The 14,127-nt window shown below is 67.8% G+C and carries 18 protein-coding genes; 11 read left to right on the plus strand and 7 right to left on the minus strand.

Annotation, left to right across the window (positions count from 1 at the left end; all coding sequences use genetic code 11):
• From AQY21_RS05215 to AQY21_RS05230, 4 genes are all read left to right on the plus strand, one after another.
• A partial coding sequence (locus AQY21_RS05215; protein ID WP_058096718.1) for a PQQ-dependent dehydrogenase, methanol/ethanol family occupies positions 1–1,502 on the plus strand: 1,502 nt, incomplete at its 5' end.
• 101 nt (positions 1,503–1,603) lie between these two features.
• On the plus strand, positions 1,604–2,281 hold the full coding sequence (locus tag AQY21_RS05220; RefSeq protein WP_058096719.1) for a c-type cytochrome, methanol metabolism-related: 678 nt from the start codon (positions 1,604–1,606) through the stop codon (positions 2,279–2,281).
• On the plus strand, positions 2,278–3,090 hold the full coding sequence (locus tag AQY21_RS05225) for a substrate-binding domain-containing protein (protein ID WP_058096720.1): 813 nt from the start codon (positions 2,278–2,280) through the stop codon (positions 3,088–3,090). The genes AQY21_RS05220 and AQY21_RS05225 overlap by 4 nt, the downstream gene beginning before the upstream one ends.
• Positions 3,087–3,617 (plus strand): PQQ-dependent catabolism-associated CXXCW motif protein, encoded by a 531-nt coding sequence (locus tag AQY21_RS05230; RefSeq protein ID WP_058096721.1) that lies wholly within the window; start codon positions 3,087–3,089, stop codon positions 3,615–3,617. Before AQY21_RS05225 ends, AQY21_RS05230 begins: the two co-directional genes overlap by 4 nt.
• A 9-nt stretch (positions 3,618–3,626) precedes the next feature.
• Here the strand turns inward: AQY21_RS05230 and AQY21_RS05235 are convergent, their stop codons facing one another.
• Positions 3,627–4,178, minus strand: a complete 552-nt coding sequence (locus AQY21_RS05235; protein WP_058096722.1) for an SRPBCC family protein — start codon at positions 4,176–4,178, stop codon at positions 3,627–3,629.
• A 3-nt stretch (positions 4,179–4,181) separates the two neighbouring features.
• Positions 4,182–4,739, minus strand: coding sequence for a DUF3280 domain-containing protein (locus tag AQY21_RS05240; protein ID WP_058096723.1), 558 nt, complete (start codon positions 4,737–4,739; stop codon positions 4,182–4,184).
• A 154-nt stretch (positions 4,740–4,893) separates the two neighbouring features.
• Here AQY21_RS05240 and AQY21_RS05245 point away from each other — a divergent pair, with 154 nt between their 5' ends.
• The 7 genes from AQY21_RS05245 to mobA are packed head-to-tail and all read left to right on the plus strand — an operon-like array spanning position 4,894 to position 10,366.
• Positions 4,894–6,042, plus strand: a complete 1,149-nt coding sequence (locus AQY21_RS05245; RefSeq protein WP_161905930.1) for an ABC transporter substrate-binding protein — start codon at positions 4,894–4,896, stop codon at positions 6,040–6,042.
• Between the two features lie 8 nt (positions 6,043–6,050).
• Positions 6,051–7,022, plus strand: a complete 972-nt coding sequence (locus AQY21_RS05250) for a YVTN family beta-propeller repeat protein (RefSeq protein ID WP_058096724.1) — start codon at positions 6,051–6,053, stop codon at positions 7,020–7,022.
• Positions 7,023–7,045: 23 nt separating this feature from the next.
• Complete coding sequence (locus AQY21_RS05255; protein ID WP_152988115.1) at positions 7,046–7,612, plus strand: hypothetical protein; 567 nt, start codon at positions 7,046–7,048, stop codon at positions 7,610–7,612.
• Between the two features lie 33 nt (positions 7,613–7,645).
• Complete coding sequence (locus AQY21_RS05260) at positions 7,646–8,365, plus strand: ABC transporter ATP-binding protein (protein ID WP_058096725.1); 720 nt, start codon at positions 7,646–7,648, stop codon at positions 8,363–8,365.
• Positions 8,362–9,180, plus strand: a complete 819-nt coding sequence (locus AQY21_RS05265) for an ABC transporter permease (protein WP_058096726.1) — start codon at positions 8,362–8,364, stop codon at positions 9,178–9,180. The genes AQY21_RS05260 and AQY21_RS05265 overlap by 4 nt, the downstream gene beginning before the upstream one ends.
• A complete protein-coding gene (locus AQY21_RS05270) occupies positions 9,177–9,767 on the plus strand; it encodes a hypothetical protein (protein ID WP_058096727.1) in 591 nt (196 codons plus the stop codon). Before AQY21_RS05265 ends, AQY21_RS05270 begins: the two co-directional genes overlap by 4 nt.
• Entirely contained in the window at positions 9,764–10,366 is a 603-nt protein-coding gene (gene mobA / locus AQY21_RS05275; protein WP_058096728.1) for a molybdenum cofactor guanylyltransferase MobA, read from the plus strand. The genes AQY21_RS05270 and mobA overlap by 4 nt, the downstream gene beginning before the upstream one ends.
• Here the strand turns inward: mobA and AQY21_RS05280 are convergent.
• From AQY21_RS05280 to AQY21_RS05300, 5 genes are all read right to left on the minus strand, one after another.
• The gene (locus AQY21_RS05280; protein ID WP_058096729.1) at positions 10,363–11,094 is read right to left on the minus strand and encodes an ABC transporter permease; all 732 of its coding nucleotides are present in this window, start codon (positions 11,092–11,094) and stop codon (positions 10,363–10,365) included. The two genes, mobA and AQY21_RS05280, sit on opposite strands and share 4 nt — an antisense overlap.
• Positions 11,091–11,882 (minus strand): ABC transporter ATP-binding protein, encoded by a 792-nt coding sequence (locus AQY21_RS05285; RefSeq protein ID WP_058096730.1) that lies wholly within the window; start codon positions 11,880–11,882, stop codon positions 11,091–11,093. The genes AQY21_RS05280 and AQY21_RS05285 overlap by 4 nt, the downstream gene beginning before the upstream one ends.
• Positions 11,879–12,553, minus strand: a complete 675-nt coding sequence (gene tenA, locus AQY21_RS05290) for a thiaminase II (RefSeq protein ID WP_058096731.1) — start codon at positions 12,551–12,553, stop codon at positions 11,879–11,881. The genes AQY21_RS05285 and tenA overlap by 4 nt, the downstream gene beginning before the upstream one ends.
• Entirely contained in the window at positions 12,550–13,491 is a 942-nt protein-coding gene (locus AQY21_RS05295) for an ABC transporter substrate-binding protein (RefSeq protein WP_058096732.1), read from the minus strand. The genes tenA and AQY21_RS05295 overlap by 4 nt, the downstream gene beginning before the upstream one ends.
• A partial coding sequence (locus AQY21_RS05300; protein ID WP_058096733.1) for a ThiF family adenylyltransferase occupies positions 13,491–14,127 on the minus strand: 637 nt, incomplete at its 5' end. The genes AQY21_RS05300 and AQY21_RS05295, both read right to left, overlap by 1 nt.

Genomic DNA, 14,127 nt, shown 5'->3' on the forward strand with positions numbered 1-14,127 from the left:
TGAACGACAGCGGCAAGATCCTGTGGCGCTATGAGCCGCAGCAGGATCCGAACGTCATTGCGGTGATGTGCTGCGACACGGTCTATCGCGGCCTGTCCTATGCCGACGGCATGATCCTGCTGGGCCAGGCCGATACCACGGTGGTGGCGCTGGATGCCAAGACCGGCGAGGCGAAATGGTCGACCAAGGTCGGCGATCCCGCCATCGGCGAGACGCTGACCGCGACGGTCGTGCCGGTCAAGGACAAGGTCCTGGTCGGCATCTCGGGCGGCGAATACGGCGTGCGCGGCCGGATGACCGCGCTGAACCTGGCCGATGGCTCCGAGGCGTGGAAAGCCTGGTCCACCGGCCCGGACGAGGAGCTGCTGGTCGATCCCGAAACCACCACCCATCTGGGCAAGCCCATCGGCGCCGACAGCTCGCTCAACAGCTGGGAAGGTGACCAGTGGCAGATCGGCGGCGGCACTATCTGGGGCTGGTTCTCCTATGATCCGGACCTGAACCTGGTCTATTACGGCACCGGCAACCCCTCGACCTGGAACCCCGCGCAGCGTCCGGGTGACAACAAATGGTCGATGACCATCATGGCCCGCGATGCCGATACCGGCATGGCCAAGTGGTTCTATCAGATGACGCCCCATGACGAATGGGACTATGACGGCGTCAACGAGATGATCCTGACCAACCAGACCATAGACGGGCAGGAGCGCAAGCTGCTGACCCATTTCGACCGCAACGGCCTGGCCTACACGATGGACCGCGAGACGGGCGAGCTGCTGGTGGCCGAGAAATACGATCCGGTGGTGAACTGGACCACCGGCGTGGACATGGATCCGAATTCGGAAACCTATGGCCGCCCGGCCGTGGTGCCCGAATATTCGACCGCCCAGAACGGCGAGGACGTGAACACCACCGGCGTCTGCCCGGCGGCGCTGGGCACCAAGGACCAGCAACCGGCGGCCTTCTCGCCCAAGACCAATCTGTTCTACGTGCCGACGAACCATGTCTGCATGGATTACGAGCCCTTCCGGGTGGCCTATACCGCCGGCCAGCCCTATGTCGGCGCCACGCTGTCCATGTATCCCGCACCGAACAGCCATGGCGGCATGGGCAACTTCATCGCCTGGGACAACACCACCGGAGAGATCAAGTGGTCCGTCCCCGAACAGTTCTCGGTCTGGTCGGGCGCGCTGGCGACGGCGGGCGACGTGGTCTTCTACGGCACGCTGGAAGGCTATCTGAAGGCCGTAGACGCGCAGACCGGCGAGGAGCTTTACAAGTTCAAGACCCCCTCGGGCATCATCGGCAACGTGATGACCTACGAACATGGCGGCAAGCAGTATATCGGCGTGCTGTCGGGTGTCGGCGGCTGGGCCGGCATCGGCCTTGCGGCGGGCCTGACCAATCCCAATGACGGGCTTGGCGCGGTGGGCGGCTATGCCGCGCTGTCGCAATATACCGAGCTGGGCGGCCAGCTGACCGTGTTCGAGCTGCCGGGCTAATACTTTGGTGCCGAAAAACGAACTGTGACTCGAAACCTGCCGCCCCAAGGGTAACCTTGGGGCGAGCCATCATCTTCGGGTGACAGCCAGGGAGGAAATTCATGACCAGCAGGACGACCGCCAGCCTGATGGCGATCTGTGTCGCATGCGCGACTTGCGCCATCGCCGGAACGGCCCTTGCGCAGACCACCGAAACGCCTCCGGCCCAGGCCGGGGCAGGCGCTGCCGCCGCCGTCTCGGGCGACCCGCAGCAACAGCAGCCGGCCGCGGAGGCCCCCGCCGAGGAGGAGGCGCCGGAGGTCACCGAGACGGGGGGCAAGTTCGTGCTGCCGAACGGGCAGGACATCACCCCCGACCATATGGAGAACGGCCGCTGGTATACGGCCGAGGACATCCCGACCTTCAAGATCGCCGAGGACGGCACGGTGGATTACGCCACCTTCTCGGGCTATCGCCGCTATTCGGCGGAATGCCATGTCTGCCACGGCCCGGACGGCGAGGGCTCGACCTATGCGCCGGCGCTGAGGAACTCGGTGCTGAATCTCGGCTATTACGATTTCCTCGAGATCGCCGCCTCGGGCAAGCAAGAGGTCAACACCGCCGCCAACCTGGTCATGCCGGCCTTCGGCACCAACAAGAATGTCTGGTGCTATATCGACGACATCTATGCCTATCTGCTGGCACGGGGTGCGGGCGACCTGCCGCGCGGCCGTCCGGCCAAGAGGGAGGACAAGTCCGATGAATTCGCGGCGCAGGAAGATTCCTGCATGAGCGGATGAGACGCGCGCTTGCCTTTGCCGCCCTGCTGATCTGTGCCGCGGCCTCCGCTTCGGCGCAGGTTGCCGACCTGCGCTCGAAGACCGAGTTCCGGGTCTGCGCCGATCCCGCCGCCGTACCGATGTCGTCCCAGGACGAGCAGGGGTTCGAGAACCGCATCGCCCAGCTTTTTGCCGAAAAGCTGGGCCTGCCGGTGACCTATACCTGGTTCCCGCAGGGGCCGGGCTTCATCCGCAAGACTCTGCGGGCCGGGCTGTGCGATGTCGTCATCGGCTATGCTCAGGGCGACGAGATGGTGCAGAACACCAACCATTACTACACCTCGGCCTATGGCATCGTAACGCGCAGGGACAGTCCGCTGGCCTCGGTCGAGATGCTGGAGGATCCGGCGCTCAAGGACCATCCGATCGGCGTGGTGGCGGGCACGCCGCCGGCGACCAACCTGGCGCGGGCCGGGCTGGCCAAGGACATGCGCGGCTGGGATCTGTTCGTGGACCGCCGGGTCGAGGATCCGGTGGGCGAGATGCTGGCCCAGGTGAAATCGGGCGAGCTGGCCGCCGCGGTGGTCTGGGGGCCGCTGGCCGGTCCGCTGGTCAAACAGGATCCCGAGCTGCAATTCACCCCGCTGCTCAAGGAAGCCACCGGACCGCGCATGTTCTATCGCATCACCATGGGGGTGCGGCTGGAGGAGCAGGAATGGAAGCGGCAGCTGAACAGCCTGATCCGCCGCCACCAGGACGAGATCGACGCCATCCTGCGCGATGCCGGCGTGCCGCTGCTGGACGATTACGGCAAGGCGTTGAAACTATGAGAGGGGCCTGGGCGGCGCTGGCGGTGGTTCTGGCCGGCGCGGCCCAGGCCCAGGTGCCCGAGCCGCAGGGTTTCCATGGCGAGCCCTATCGTTCCGAAACCCCGGCGACGCTGGCCGGGGCGCGCGTGATCGACGCCGCCGAGGCGATGCGGCTGCACGGGCAGGGCGTGCCCTTCATCGACGTGCTGCCGCGCACCGCCCGGCCCGAGGGCCTGCCCGAAGGCACGTTGTGGAACGAACCGCCGCATCTGTCCATTCCCGGCGCGACCTGGCTTCACGATACCGGCTATGAGCGGCTGGCGCCGGCGGAACAGGCGCGGCTGGCCGAGGGGCTGGCACGGCTGTCTGGCGGCGACAAGGCGGCGCCGATGGTGATCTTTTGCAAGCGCGATTGCTGGATGAGCTGGAATGCCGCCAAGCGCGCCGTGGCGCTGGGCTATGGTGGCGTGATCTGGTTTCCCGACGGGATCGAGGGCTGGCAGGAACAGGGCGGCGGGTTGGAACCCGCCAGCCCCGCCGATCCATGAACGGCCCGATCACTCCGCCTTGCCGAACCGTTCCGCCAGCGCGTCGAGCCCGGCCTGATAGACCCCGGTCACCGCCTGGATCGCGGCCTCGTCGTTCAGTTCGGGCGGGGGCTCGTTGTTGGGATAGCCGCGATAGAAGCCGCCCTTCCAGTTGACCACGGCCTTGCCGCCCTCGTCCTGGACGCAAAGCGTCGCGGCATAGTTCGTCACCGGCAGCACCGTCACCTCGACCGCCTCGATGCGATAGGCATAGCAGCGTTTCTCGGGCTGCCATCTCGACAGGATCTCGGTGATGGTCGGATCGCCCGCCTCGGCTTTCAGATGCAGCACCCGGGTGGATGTCTCGGGCTGGTCGGCCGAGCCGTCGCCGGTCAGCTCCAGGCTGGCGATGGCCGGATGCCAGCTCATGTCGTCGAACCTGCCGATCGCGTCCCAGACCTCGTCCGGGGTGGCGTCCAGCTTCTGCTGCATCTCCAGCTTCAGCCGCGGCGGGCCATGCGCCTCGGCCGCCGGGGCCAGTGCCATGGCCGCGCCCATCGTCAGGGTCAGCAGTCGGATCATCCGTCATTCCTCCCGAAAGATGATGTTTTTCAGCAGATAGAGATAGCCGCGGCGAAAGCTTTCGTCGGTATTGCCGCGGATATCGACCACGCCGGCGCGCACCGTCCCGCCGCTTGCCGCATCGCGGACATAGAGGTTCAGCGACAGGATCAGGTTCGAGACCTTCTGCACCTCGCCCGAGATGGCATAATGCGCGCCCATCTCGCGCGCGATGCGGCTGTCGCTGCCATTCGATTGCGTGGGGTTCTTGATCTGCGCCACCTGCGCGGCGGGCGGCTCCAGCAGGGTGAAGCCGCGGTTGCGCAGATCCTCGGCAATGACCTGCTCGGCCATTTCGACGCGCCGGGTCTCGTCCTCGCGCACGCCGTTGATGGCGCCCTCGGTCGAGGTGTCGATGAAATGCAGGCCGAACCAGGCGGCGCTGTCGGGCGGCGGTGCGGAACCGTGAACCGGCTGGGCCGCCCCGGTGCCCGGTCCGGTCAGGGCGGCGGCGCAGAGGATCGGGATCAGCCGCAGGAATATCATGCGCAGACCATGCGCCTGACCCTCCGTGCCGTCCATAGGACGAAAGTCCCTAAGACTTAGGTATCAGGGCAATTCCCCTGGCCGAATCCGGGGTATCTGTCGGGTTGGCGCAGGCGGATTGACCCGGCATGATGCGAGGGGGAGGAACGCCATGAAAGGCAGAATCATCATACTTTTGGCTGGTTTGTCCATGGCAAGCCCGGCCGTGGGGCAGGATTCCGCGCAGCCGCAGACCGTGCGCGCCGCCGTGCTGCGGGTGGATGTGCCGCGCCTGCCGCCGATCTCGCGGCTGGACGCACCGCCCGAGGATCTGGGCTTTGCCGGCGCCCGGCTCGCCATCGAGGACAACGACACCACCGGCCGCTTCATGAACCAGGATTTCGAGGCGCTGGAGGTCAAGGCCACGCCCGAGACCGCGGCGGCCGAGATGGACAAGCTGCTGGCCGAGGGCATCCCCTTCATCGTGACGCTGGCCGATGATGCCGAGACGCTGGCCCTGGCCGATCAGGCCGGGGATCGGGCGCTGGTGCTGAACGCGCGGGCGCGTGGCGACAACCTGCGCGGCAAGGATTGCCGCTTCAACGTGATCCATGCCGCGCCCAGCCACGCCATGCTGGCCGATGCGCTGGCGCAGTTCCTGATGTGGAAGCAATGGCCGAACTGGTTCCTGATCGCCGGCAGCCATCCCGAGGACGTGGCGCTGGCCGATGCCTATCGCCGCGCGGCGACCAAGTTCGGCGCCAGGATCGTCGAGGCCCGCACCTATGAGGATACCGGCGGCAGCCGGCGCAGCGACAGCGGCCATGTGCAGGTCCAGCAGCAGATGCCGGTCTTTACCCAGCGCGCGCCGGCCCATGACGTGGTGATCGCGGCGGACGAGAACGGCGTCTTTGCCGACTGGCTGCCCTATGCGACCTGGGATGCGCGCCCGGTCGCGGGCTCGGCCGGGCTGGTGCCGCGCAGCTGGGCGCCCTCGCTGGAGGCCTGGGGGGCGACGCAGTTCCAGAACCGTTTCGAAAAGCTCGCCGGCCGCCCGATCCGCGAGGAGGACTACCAGACCTGGATCGCGCTGCGCATGATCGGCGAGGCGGCGACGCGCACGCAAAGCACCGACCCCGCCACGCTGAAGGAGTTCATGCTGTCCGAGAATTTCGAGGTCGCGGGCTTCAAGGGCCAGAAGCTGACCTTGCGCGACTGGGACCACCAGCTGCGCCAGCCGATCCTGCTGGCCACCGGCTCCGTCACCGCCTCGGTCAGCCCGCAGGACCAGTATCTGCACCAGACATCCGCGCTGGACACGCTGGGCTTCGACCGGCCCGAAACCGAATGCAAGTTCTGAGGTGAAAGATGAAAGCTGCAACCGCCATCCTGACCTCGGCCCTGTGCCTTGGTTTCGCCCTGCCGGCCGCCGCCAACCGGGTCTTCGTCAGCAATGAAAAGGGCAATGACGTCACCGTGCTGGACAGCGAGACGCTGGAGGTGATCGGCACCTATCCGGTCGGCGCCCGCCCGCGCGGCATCACCATCAGCCCCGACGGGTCCGAGCTTTACGTCTGCGCTTCGGACGATGACCTGGTGCGGGTCTTCAACCCCGAGACGATGGAGGAGATGCATACCCTGCCTTCCGGGCCGGACCCGGAGCTGTTCGTGCTGCACCCCTCGGGCAACCCGCTTTACATCGCGAACGAGGACGACAACCTGGTGACCGTCGTCGATACCCAGACCCACAAGGTCTTGGCCGAGATCCCGGTCGGCGTCGAGCCCGAGGGCATGGGCGTCAGCCCCGACGGCAAGGTGGTCATCAACACCTCGGAAACCACCAACATGGCGCATTTCATCGACAGCGAAAGCTTCGAGATCTTCGCCAATGTGCTGGTGGATTCCCGCCCGCGCTTCGCGCAGTTCAACGATGCCGGGACCAAGCTTTACGTCAGCTCGGAAATCGGCGGCACGGTCAGCGTGATCGACCCGGCGACGCAGCAGATCACCAAGAAGATCGGCTTCGAGATCCCCGGCGTGCTGCCCGAGGCGATCCAGCCGGTCGGCGTGCGGGTGACGAGCGACGGCACGAAGGTCTTTGTCGCCCTGGGTCCGGCGAACCGCGTGGCGGTGATCGACGGCGAGACGGACGAGGTCCAGGATTACCTGCTGGTCGGCCAGCGCGTCTGGCAGATGGCCTTCACGCCGGACGAGAAATACCTGTTCACCACCAACGGCAATTCCAACGATGTCTCGGTGATCGACGTGGCGGCGCTGAAGGTCGTCAAATCCGTGCCCGTGGGCCAGCAGCCCTGGGGCGTGGTGGTCGCGCCCAACTGACAGGTTAAGAGGGAGGAAGAACCATGACCCGTTTGCTGACCATCCTGCTGCTCATGGCCGGCCTGGCCGTGCCCGCCGCGGCGCAGGAAACCACGCCCGAAGCCAGTCCCGAGGCCGGCGCCGCCACCGATGGCGCGGCTGCCGCCGAACAGGATGACGATGACGACGGCGAAGAGGCCGCTGCCGCCGATGCGGGCGTGCACGAGGCCGGGTCCAAGTTCGACTTCGGCTTCTCGGGGATCATGGCGCGCGACAACCGCACCCAGCTGGCGCCCCTGACGCTGGGGTCCGGCAAGCCGGTGGCGACGGCGGAATACAAGCTGAAGTCGGGCGGCTTCTACCGCATCGACATCAACGCGGATGGCAGCCAGGAACTGGCGCTGTCGGGCGGCGACTTCTTCCGCGCGATCTGGGTGAACGAGATCGTCATCAACGATATCGAGATCCGGCCGATGGGTGTGCATTCGCTGGAATTCGACGATGCCGGCACCGCGACGATCAGCTTCATCGCCATCGTTCCGGGCCGCTATACCCTGTCGATCCCCGGCTCGCAGGGCGAAACCCAGCAGGCGGTGTTCAACATCCAGTAAAGGGGCGCGGGGCCTTGACCCCGCCCTCATCCGATGCCGCAGGACGCGCTTTCCATCCAGCATGTCAGCCACAGTTTCGGCCGCGTCCCCGCGCTGAAGGACGTGTCGCTGACCGTGCCGCGCGGCGGCTTCACCGCGCTGCTGGGCGTGAACGGCGCCGGCAAGACCACGCTGTTCTCGCTGATCACCCGGCTTTACGACAACCGCTCGGGCCGGATCGAGGTCGCGGGCCATGACCTGCGGCGCGAGCCGGGCGCGGCGCTGGCGCGGCTGGGGGTGGTGTTCCAGTCCCGCGCATTGGATGCCGACCTGACCGTGGCGCAGAACCTGGAATACCACGCCGCGCTGCACGGCATTCCCCGGCGCGAGGCGCGGGCGCGCAGCATCGAGGTTCTGGCGCAGGTCGATCTGTCGGACCGGCTGCATGCCAGGGTCTCGGCGCTTTCTGGCGGCCAGAGCCGCCGGGCCGAGATCGCCCGCGCCCTGATCCACCGCCCCGAGATCCTGCTGCTGGACGAGCCGACCGTCGGCCTCGACGTGAAATCCCGCGCCGAGGTGGTGGCGCTGACCCGCGCGCTGGTGCGGGGCGGGGTCTCGGCGCTCTGGGCCACGCATATTCTGGACGAGATCCGGCCCGAGGACGGGCTGGTCATCCTGCACCGGGGCGAGGTGCTGGCCCGCGGCAATGCCGGCGCCATCGGCGGCGACGACCTGACCGCCACCTTCCTGCGCCTGACCGGAGAGCCGGCATGAGCCGCCGCCTGACCCCGCGCATGTGGCTGACCGCCTTTCTGGGCATCGCCCGGCGCGAGACCTTGCGCTTCGTCAACCAGCGCGGCCGTTTCCTCGCGGCGCTGGTGCGGCCGCTGGTCTGGCTGTTCATCTTTGCCGCCGGTTTTCGCGCCGTGCTGGGCCTGTCGATCACGCCGCCCTACCAGACCTATGTGCTTTACGAGGTCTATGTGACCCCTGGCCTTTGCGCGATGATCCAGCTGTTCAACGGCATGCAAAGTTCGCTCTCGATGGTGCATGACCGCGAGACCGGGGCGATGCGCACGCTGCTGGTCAGCCCGTTTCCGCGCTGGTTCCTGCTGGCCAGCAAGCTGGTGGCGGGGGTGATCGTGTCGATCATCCAGGTCTATACCTTCCTGGCCATCGCCTGGTTCTGGGACGTGCAGCCGCCCGCCATCGGCTATCTGGCGGTGCTGCCGGCGCTGTTCCTGTCCGGGCTGATGCTGGGGGCGATGGGCCTGTTTTTGTCCTCGGCCATCCGGCAGCTGGAAAACTTCGCCGGGGTGATGAATTTCGTCATCTTCCCGATGTTCTTCGCCTCCAGCGCGCTCTATCCGCTGTGGCGGATGAACGAAAGCTCGCCGCTTCTGCATGACATCTGCGCGGTCAACCCCTTCACCCATGCGGTTGAGTTGATCCGCTTTGCCCTTTACGCGCGCTTCGATCTTCTGTCCTTCTCGGTGGTGTCGGGTTGCCTGATCCTGTTCTTTGCAGGGGCCGTCATCATGTATGATCCGGCCAAGGGGCTCTGGGCCCGGCGAAAGGGGGGAGCATGAGATATCTGGTTCTGGCGCTTTGTCTGGCCGCCACGGCGGTGCAGGCCGAAACCGGCAGCGATCCGGACTGGCCCTGCGTGCAGCGCAAGCAGCCGCATCTGTCGCTGGGGCAGATGTGGATCGGACCCGAGCCGGACGAGGCCGCGCGCGATCTGGCCCGCACGCCCGAGATCGCCGCGCTGGCCGACCGGCTGGAACAGCGCCGCCTGCCATTGCCCGAGGCCGAGGCCGAGATCGCGGAGTTCGCCAAGAGTGCCGACAATCAGAAGCTGACGGCGCTGATGGTGGCGATCTTCGACCGGATCGAGCCGCATCGCGCCGCGCTGATCGCCGGCATCGCGCGCTATGGCCACAAGCAGGTCGATCTGGCACAAAGGATCGAGGATCACCGTGCCAAGATGGAACAGATGCAAAAGGCCGAAGCCCCGGATTTCGACGCCATAGACGCCGAGGAGGAACGGCTCGACTGGGACATGCGCATCTTTCAGGACCGCCAGCAGGCGCTGACCTATGTCTGCGAGACGCCGGTGATCCTGGAACAGCGGGTCTTTGCGCTGGCCCGGGCCATCGCGGCGGGGCTGCAATGAGCCCGCCTCCCGCCGTCATCCTGGCCGGGGGGCTCTCGACCCGCATGGGCGGCGGCAACAAGGCGCTGCGGATGCTGGCGGGCGAGACCTTGCTTTCGCGGGTGATCGCCCGGCTTTCGCCGCAATGCGGGCAGCTGGCGATCAATGCCAACGGCGAGCCGGGGCAGTTCGACGAATACGGGCTGCCTGTGATCGCGGATGGCATCGCCGGTTTCGCGGGGCCGCTGGCCGGGGTTCTGGCCGGCATGGAATGGGCGGCGGACGAGGGGGCCGAGAGCGTGGTCAGCGTCAGCGTCGACACGCCCTTTCTGCCCGAGGATCTGGTGCACCGCCTGTGCGAGGCGCGCGGCCGCTCGGGCGTCGCCATCGCCGCCAGCCCGGACGATAGCGGGCAGTTGCGCGACCATCCGACCTGCGCGCTTTGGCCGGTATCGCTGCGCGGCGAGCTACGCGATGCGCTGGAATCCGGTCTGCATCGGATCGGCCAGTTCGCTGCCGCCTATGATCCGGGGCGGGCGGTGTTCGACAGCCGGCCGATGGACCCGTTCCTGAACCTGAACACGCCCGAGGACCTGGCCCGCGCCGCGCGCCTGGTCTAGACGCCATAACGGCGCAGCAGCCGGTGCAGCGCCATGGCGACCGCCCTGGCGAAGATCACCGTCATCACCGACAGCACCAGCAGCGCGGCAAAGACCAGATCGGTCTTCATCCGGCCGTTGGCATGGATCATCAGCGCGCCCAGGCCGCGGGCGCCGCCGACCCATTCGCCGATCACCGCGCCGATGGGCGCATAGACCGCCGCCAGCCGCAGCCCGGTGGCCAGGCTGGGCAGCGCCGCCGGGATGCGTAGGTGGCGCATGATGCGGATGCGGCCGGCGCCCATGACCTGAGCCAGGTCCAGCGCCGCCTGCGGCGTGCGCATCAGCCCGTCCAGAAAGGCGCTGGCCACCGGGAAGAACACGATCAGCACGGTCATGGCGATCTTGGGCGCCATGCCGAAGCCCAGCCAAAGCGTCAGGATCGGCGCCAGGGCGAAGACCGGTATGGTCTGGCTGAAGGTCAGGATCGGCCGCAAGACGCCGGTCAGCCTTTGCGAAAACCCCATCGCCACCGCGAGAGCCGCGCCGAGGGCCGAGCCGAGCGCGAAGCCCAGCACCACCTCGGCCAGGGTGAAGCCGGCATGGCGGGCGATCTCGGCCCGGTTCAGCCAGAGCGATTCCGCCACGGCTACGGGCGAGGGCAGCAGGAAGGAGGGCATGCCGGCCAGCCAGATGATCCCCTGCCACAGGGCCAGGACGGCGACGATCAGCGCGGCGACGGTCCTCATGCCATCATCCCCCGCATCAGATCGGCTTGCAGCGCCAGCACCTCGGGCGCGTCATAGGGCCGGGCGGCGCCTTTCGGGCGCGGGCTGGGAATGGGCCACTCGGTCAGCCCCGTCTCGCGCAACAGCAGGATGCGGTCGCCAAGCCGTGCCGCCTCGGCCGGGTCATGCGTGACCAGCAGCACCGTGCGGCCGTCGAGCAGCCGGGCCGAGAGGTCCTGCATCTGTGCCCGGGTCCGCGCATCCAGGGCCGAGAAGGGCTCGTCGAGCAGCACCAGCGGCCGGTCCTCGAAAAGCGTGCGGGCCAGGGCGGCGCGCTGGCGCTGGCCGCCCGAGAGATTGGCGGGCAGGTGATGGGCGCGGTCGGCGAGGCCCACGGCCTCGATCAGCGCGGCGGCGCGGGTTGCGGGATCGGCCGGGGGCTCTGCCCCCCGCCGCAGCGGCCCCTCGACGGGGCCGCTGCGGCGTCCCCCGGGGTATTGCGGCAACGAAGAAGCCCGCAGCATGCCGCGCAGGCGCGCCCCCAATGTGACATTGCCGGTCACGTCGAGCCAGGGGATCAGGCCGGGATCCTGCGCCATCAGCGCGACGGGCTGATCGCGCGCCACCTCGCCCTCGAAGCGGGCGCCGGTCTCCAGCCCGGCGAGAAGGCGCAGGATGGTCGATTTGCCGACGCCCGAGGGGCCGAGCAGGCAGGTCCAGTCGCCCGGGCGCAAGGCCAGATCGACCGGCGCGAACAGCGGCGCCTCGCCGACCCAGGCACGGCCGCGGACCGAGGCCGCGGCGGTCATTCGCGGCCGAGCTCCCAGAAGGCGACCTCGAGCCGGGTGGCGGTGGCGAAGCGATGCGACAGTGCCGACCAGCGCGGGCTTTGCCGGGGTGAATCGCCCAGCCGCTTGCGGATGGCATTGTCCAGCAACTCGCCGGCCGAGATGCAGGCGGCCTGATATTCGGCGCCGGCATAGGTGTCGATCCATTCGCGATAGGGGGTGTCGGGCGCCGCCTCGGCGGCCAGCCGCAACCCGATTTCGCCATAGCCGATCACGCAGGGCATCAGCGCCGCCAGCAGATCGAGGAAATCGCCCGAATAGCCGGCCTCGAGCACATAGCGGGTATAGGCGATATTGGTCACCGCCTCCTGCGCATTGGCCAGCGCCTCGGGGCCCATGCCGGCGCGGGCGCAGGTCTGGACATGCAGGCCCATCTCGTGGTCCAGAAGCGTGTGGACCGTTGCCGAACAGGCCCGCATCTCGTCGAGGTCGCCGGCCTTGACCACGGCGAGCGCCCAGGCGCGCGAGAAGTTCTTCAGGAACAGGTAATCCTGCACCAGATAGGTCAGGAAGCAGGATTGCGGCAGGGTGCCGTCGCGCAGCCCCTCGACGAAGGGGTGGCGGGTATAGGCGTCCCAGTCGGGCTGCGCCTCGGCCCGCCAGGCTGCGAAGGCATGGCCGTAGCGGCTCATTCCACCGCCCCCACATCCAGCGCCAGATCCGAGACCGGCAGCACGTTATCCACCAGCCCGGCCTCGTGCAGGAAAGTTTCGAATCGCCCATAGCGGCCCTGGTCCAGCGCCGCCGGCGATTGCGAGAAACGCGGCAGCGTGTCCTTCCATGCCTGGGCGTTCAACTCGTCCTTGAGGTCGGGCGCGGTGGCCGAGAACAGCTCCCAGCTTTCCTCGGGGTGGTTGACCATGTATTGCGCGCCGCGTTCGACCGCATGCAGCAGGCGGCGGGTGCGGTCGAGGTCCAGATCGGCCGGATTGGCGACGAAGATCAGCTCGTCATAGGTCGGCACGCCCTGTTCCTCGACGAAGAAGCATTTGCCCTCGGCGCCCTCCAGCCGCATCTGGGTCAGTTCGAAATTGCGATAGGCGCCGATGGTGGCATCGACCTGGCCGGCGATCAGCGCCGGCGAGAGCGACCAGTTCACGTTGACCATCTCGACATCCTGCATGGTCAGGCCGGCGGTCTTGAGGATCTGGCCGACCAGCGCCTCCTCGACGCCCGAGACGGAATAGCCGATCTTCCTGCCCTTGAGGTCGGCGATCTCCTGCACCGGGCCGTCGGCCTTGACCATCAGGCAGTTCAGGGGCGTCGCGATCAGCGTGCCGACGCGCTTCAGCGGCAGGCCCTCATGCACTTGCAGGTGCAGTTGCGGCTGGTAGCTGATGGCGTAATCGGCCTTGCCGGCGGCGACCAGCTTCGGCGGGTCCGAGGGATCGGCGGGGGCGACGACCTCGACCTCCAGCCCTTCCTCGGCGAAGAAGCCCTTTTCCTGGGCGACGATGATCGGGGCGTGGTCGGGGTTCACGAACCAGTCCAGGATCAGCGTGACCTTGTCCTGCGCATGGACGGGCAAGGCCAGCGCGGCGAAGGCGGCGGCAAGGGTCAGATGTTTCATCAATCGTCGTCTCCAAGGGCAAGAAGGGTGATCTCGCCGTCCCAGCGGCGGGACAGCGCGTCGGCGGCGCGCCAGGAGCGCAGGCCGGAACGGCAGGCCAGCACCACGCGCTGGCCGGGACCGGGCAGGGGGCCGGTGGCGCCGTAGCCGGGCAGGCGCAGCGCGTCCGGCGTGGCCTTGTGCGGCGCCTCGTCCTCGGGGCGCAGGTCGATGACCAGATCGTCCTCGCGGATCTCATCGCGGGCGATGAAGCGCGGGCCGGTCGCCTCGGGCGCGGCGTCGAAGCGGAACTGGGTGAAGCGGCCGTTGTCGAGGCGGATGAACTCGCCCAGTGGCGAGGGCGTCGTGCCCAGGATCAGCCGCAGCGCCATCTGCGCCTGGATGCAGCCCAGCATACCGACCACCGGGCCCAGCACCCCGGCGGTGGCGCAGGTCTGGCCGCTGTCGGGCGGGTCGGGGAACAGGGCGCGCAGGCTGGGGGCGCCCCCGCAATAACCGCCGACATAGCCCGCAAGCCCCAGCGCCGAGGCCGAGATCAGCGGATTGCCCGCCGCCAGGCAGGCATCCGAGAGCGTGTAGCTGGCAGCATAGCTGTCGGCGCAATCCAGCACCACATCCGCCGTCGCGACCAGGGCC

Origin of the sequence: Paracoccus sp. MKU1, from assembly GCF_001447385.1 — a bacterium.
In the GTDB taxonomy this organism is placed as follows: Bacteria; Pseudomonadota; Alphaproteobacteria; order Rhodobacterales; family Rhodobacteraceae; genus Paracoccus.

Coding starts and splice junctions, on each gene's coding strand:
- AQY21_RS05245 (WP_161905930.1), top strand. CDS start 4,894: ATGGCAAGCCCGGCCGTGGGGCAGGATTCCGCGCAGCCGCAGACCGTG.
- AQY21_RS05250 (WP_058096724.1), top strand. CDS start 6,051: ATGAAAGCTGCAACCGCCATCCTGACCTCGGCCCTGTGCCTTGGTTTC.
- AQY21_RS05220 (WP_058096719.1), top strand. CDS start 1,604: ATGACCAGCAGGACGACCGCCAGCCTGATGGCGATCTGTGTCGCATGC.
- AQY21_RS05295 (WP_058096732.1), bottom strand. CDS start 13,491: ATGAAACATCTGACCCTTGCCGCCGCCTTCGCCGCGCTGGCCTTGCCC.
- AQY21_RS05265 (WP_058096726.1), top strand. CDS start 8,362: ATGAGCCGCCGCCTGACCCCGCGCATGTGGCTGACCGCCTTTCTGGGC.
- AQY21_RS05240 (WP_058096723.1), bottom strand. CDS start 4,739: ATGGACGGCACGGAGGGTCAGGCGCATGGTCTGCGCATGATATTCCTG.
- AQY21_RS05255 (WP_152988115.1), top strand. CDS start 7,046: ATGACCCGTTTGCTGACCATCCTGCTGCTCATGGCCGGCCTGGCCGTG.
- AQY21_RS05280 (WP_058096729.1), bottom strand. CDS start 11,094: ATGAGGACCGTCGCCGCGCTGATCGTCGCCGTCCTGGCCCTGTGGCAG.
- AQY21_RS05235 (WP_058096722.1), bottom strand. CDS start 4,178: ATGATCCGACTGCTGACCCTGACGATGGGCGCGGCCATGGCACTGGCC.
- AQY21_RS05225 (WP_058096720.1), top strand. CDS start 2,278: ATGAGACGCGCGCTTGCCTTTGCCGCCCTGCTGATCTGTGCCGCGGCC.
- AQY21_RS05230 (WP_058096721.1), top strand. CDS start 3,087: ATGAGAGGGGCCTGGGCGGCGCTGGCGGTGGTTCTGGCCGGCGCGGCC.
- tenA (WP_058096731.1), bottom strand. CDS start 12,553: ATGAGCCGCTACGGCCATGCCTTCGCAGCCTGGCGGGCCGAGGCGCAG.
- AQY21_RS05260 (WP_058096725.1), top strand. CDS start 7,646: ATGCCGCAGGACGCGCTTTCCATCCAGCATGTCAGCCACAGTTTCGGC.
- mobA (WP_058096728.1), top strand. CDS start 9,764: ATGAGCCCGCCTCCCGCCGTCATCCTGGCCGGGGGGCTCTCGACCCGC.
- AQY21_RS05285 (WP_058096730.1), bottom strand. CDS start 11,882: ATGACCGCCGCGGCCTCGGTCCGCGGCCGTGCCTGGGTCGGCGAGGCG.
- AQY21_RS05270 (WP_058096727.1), top strand. CDS start 9,177: ATGAGATATCTGGTTCTGGCGCTTTGTCTGGCCGCCACGGCGGTGCAG.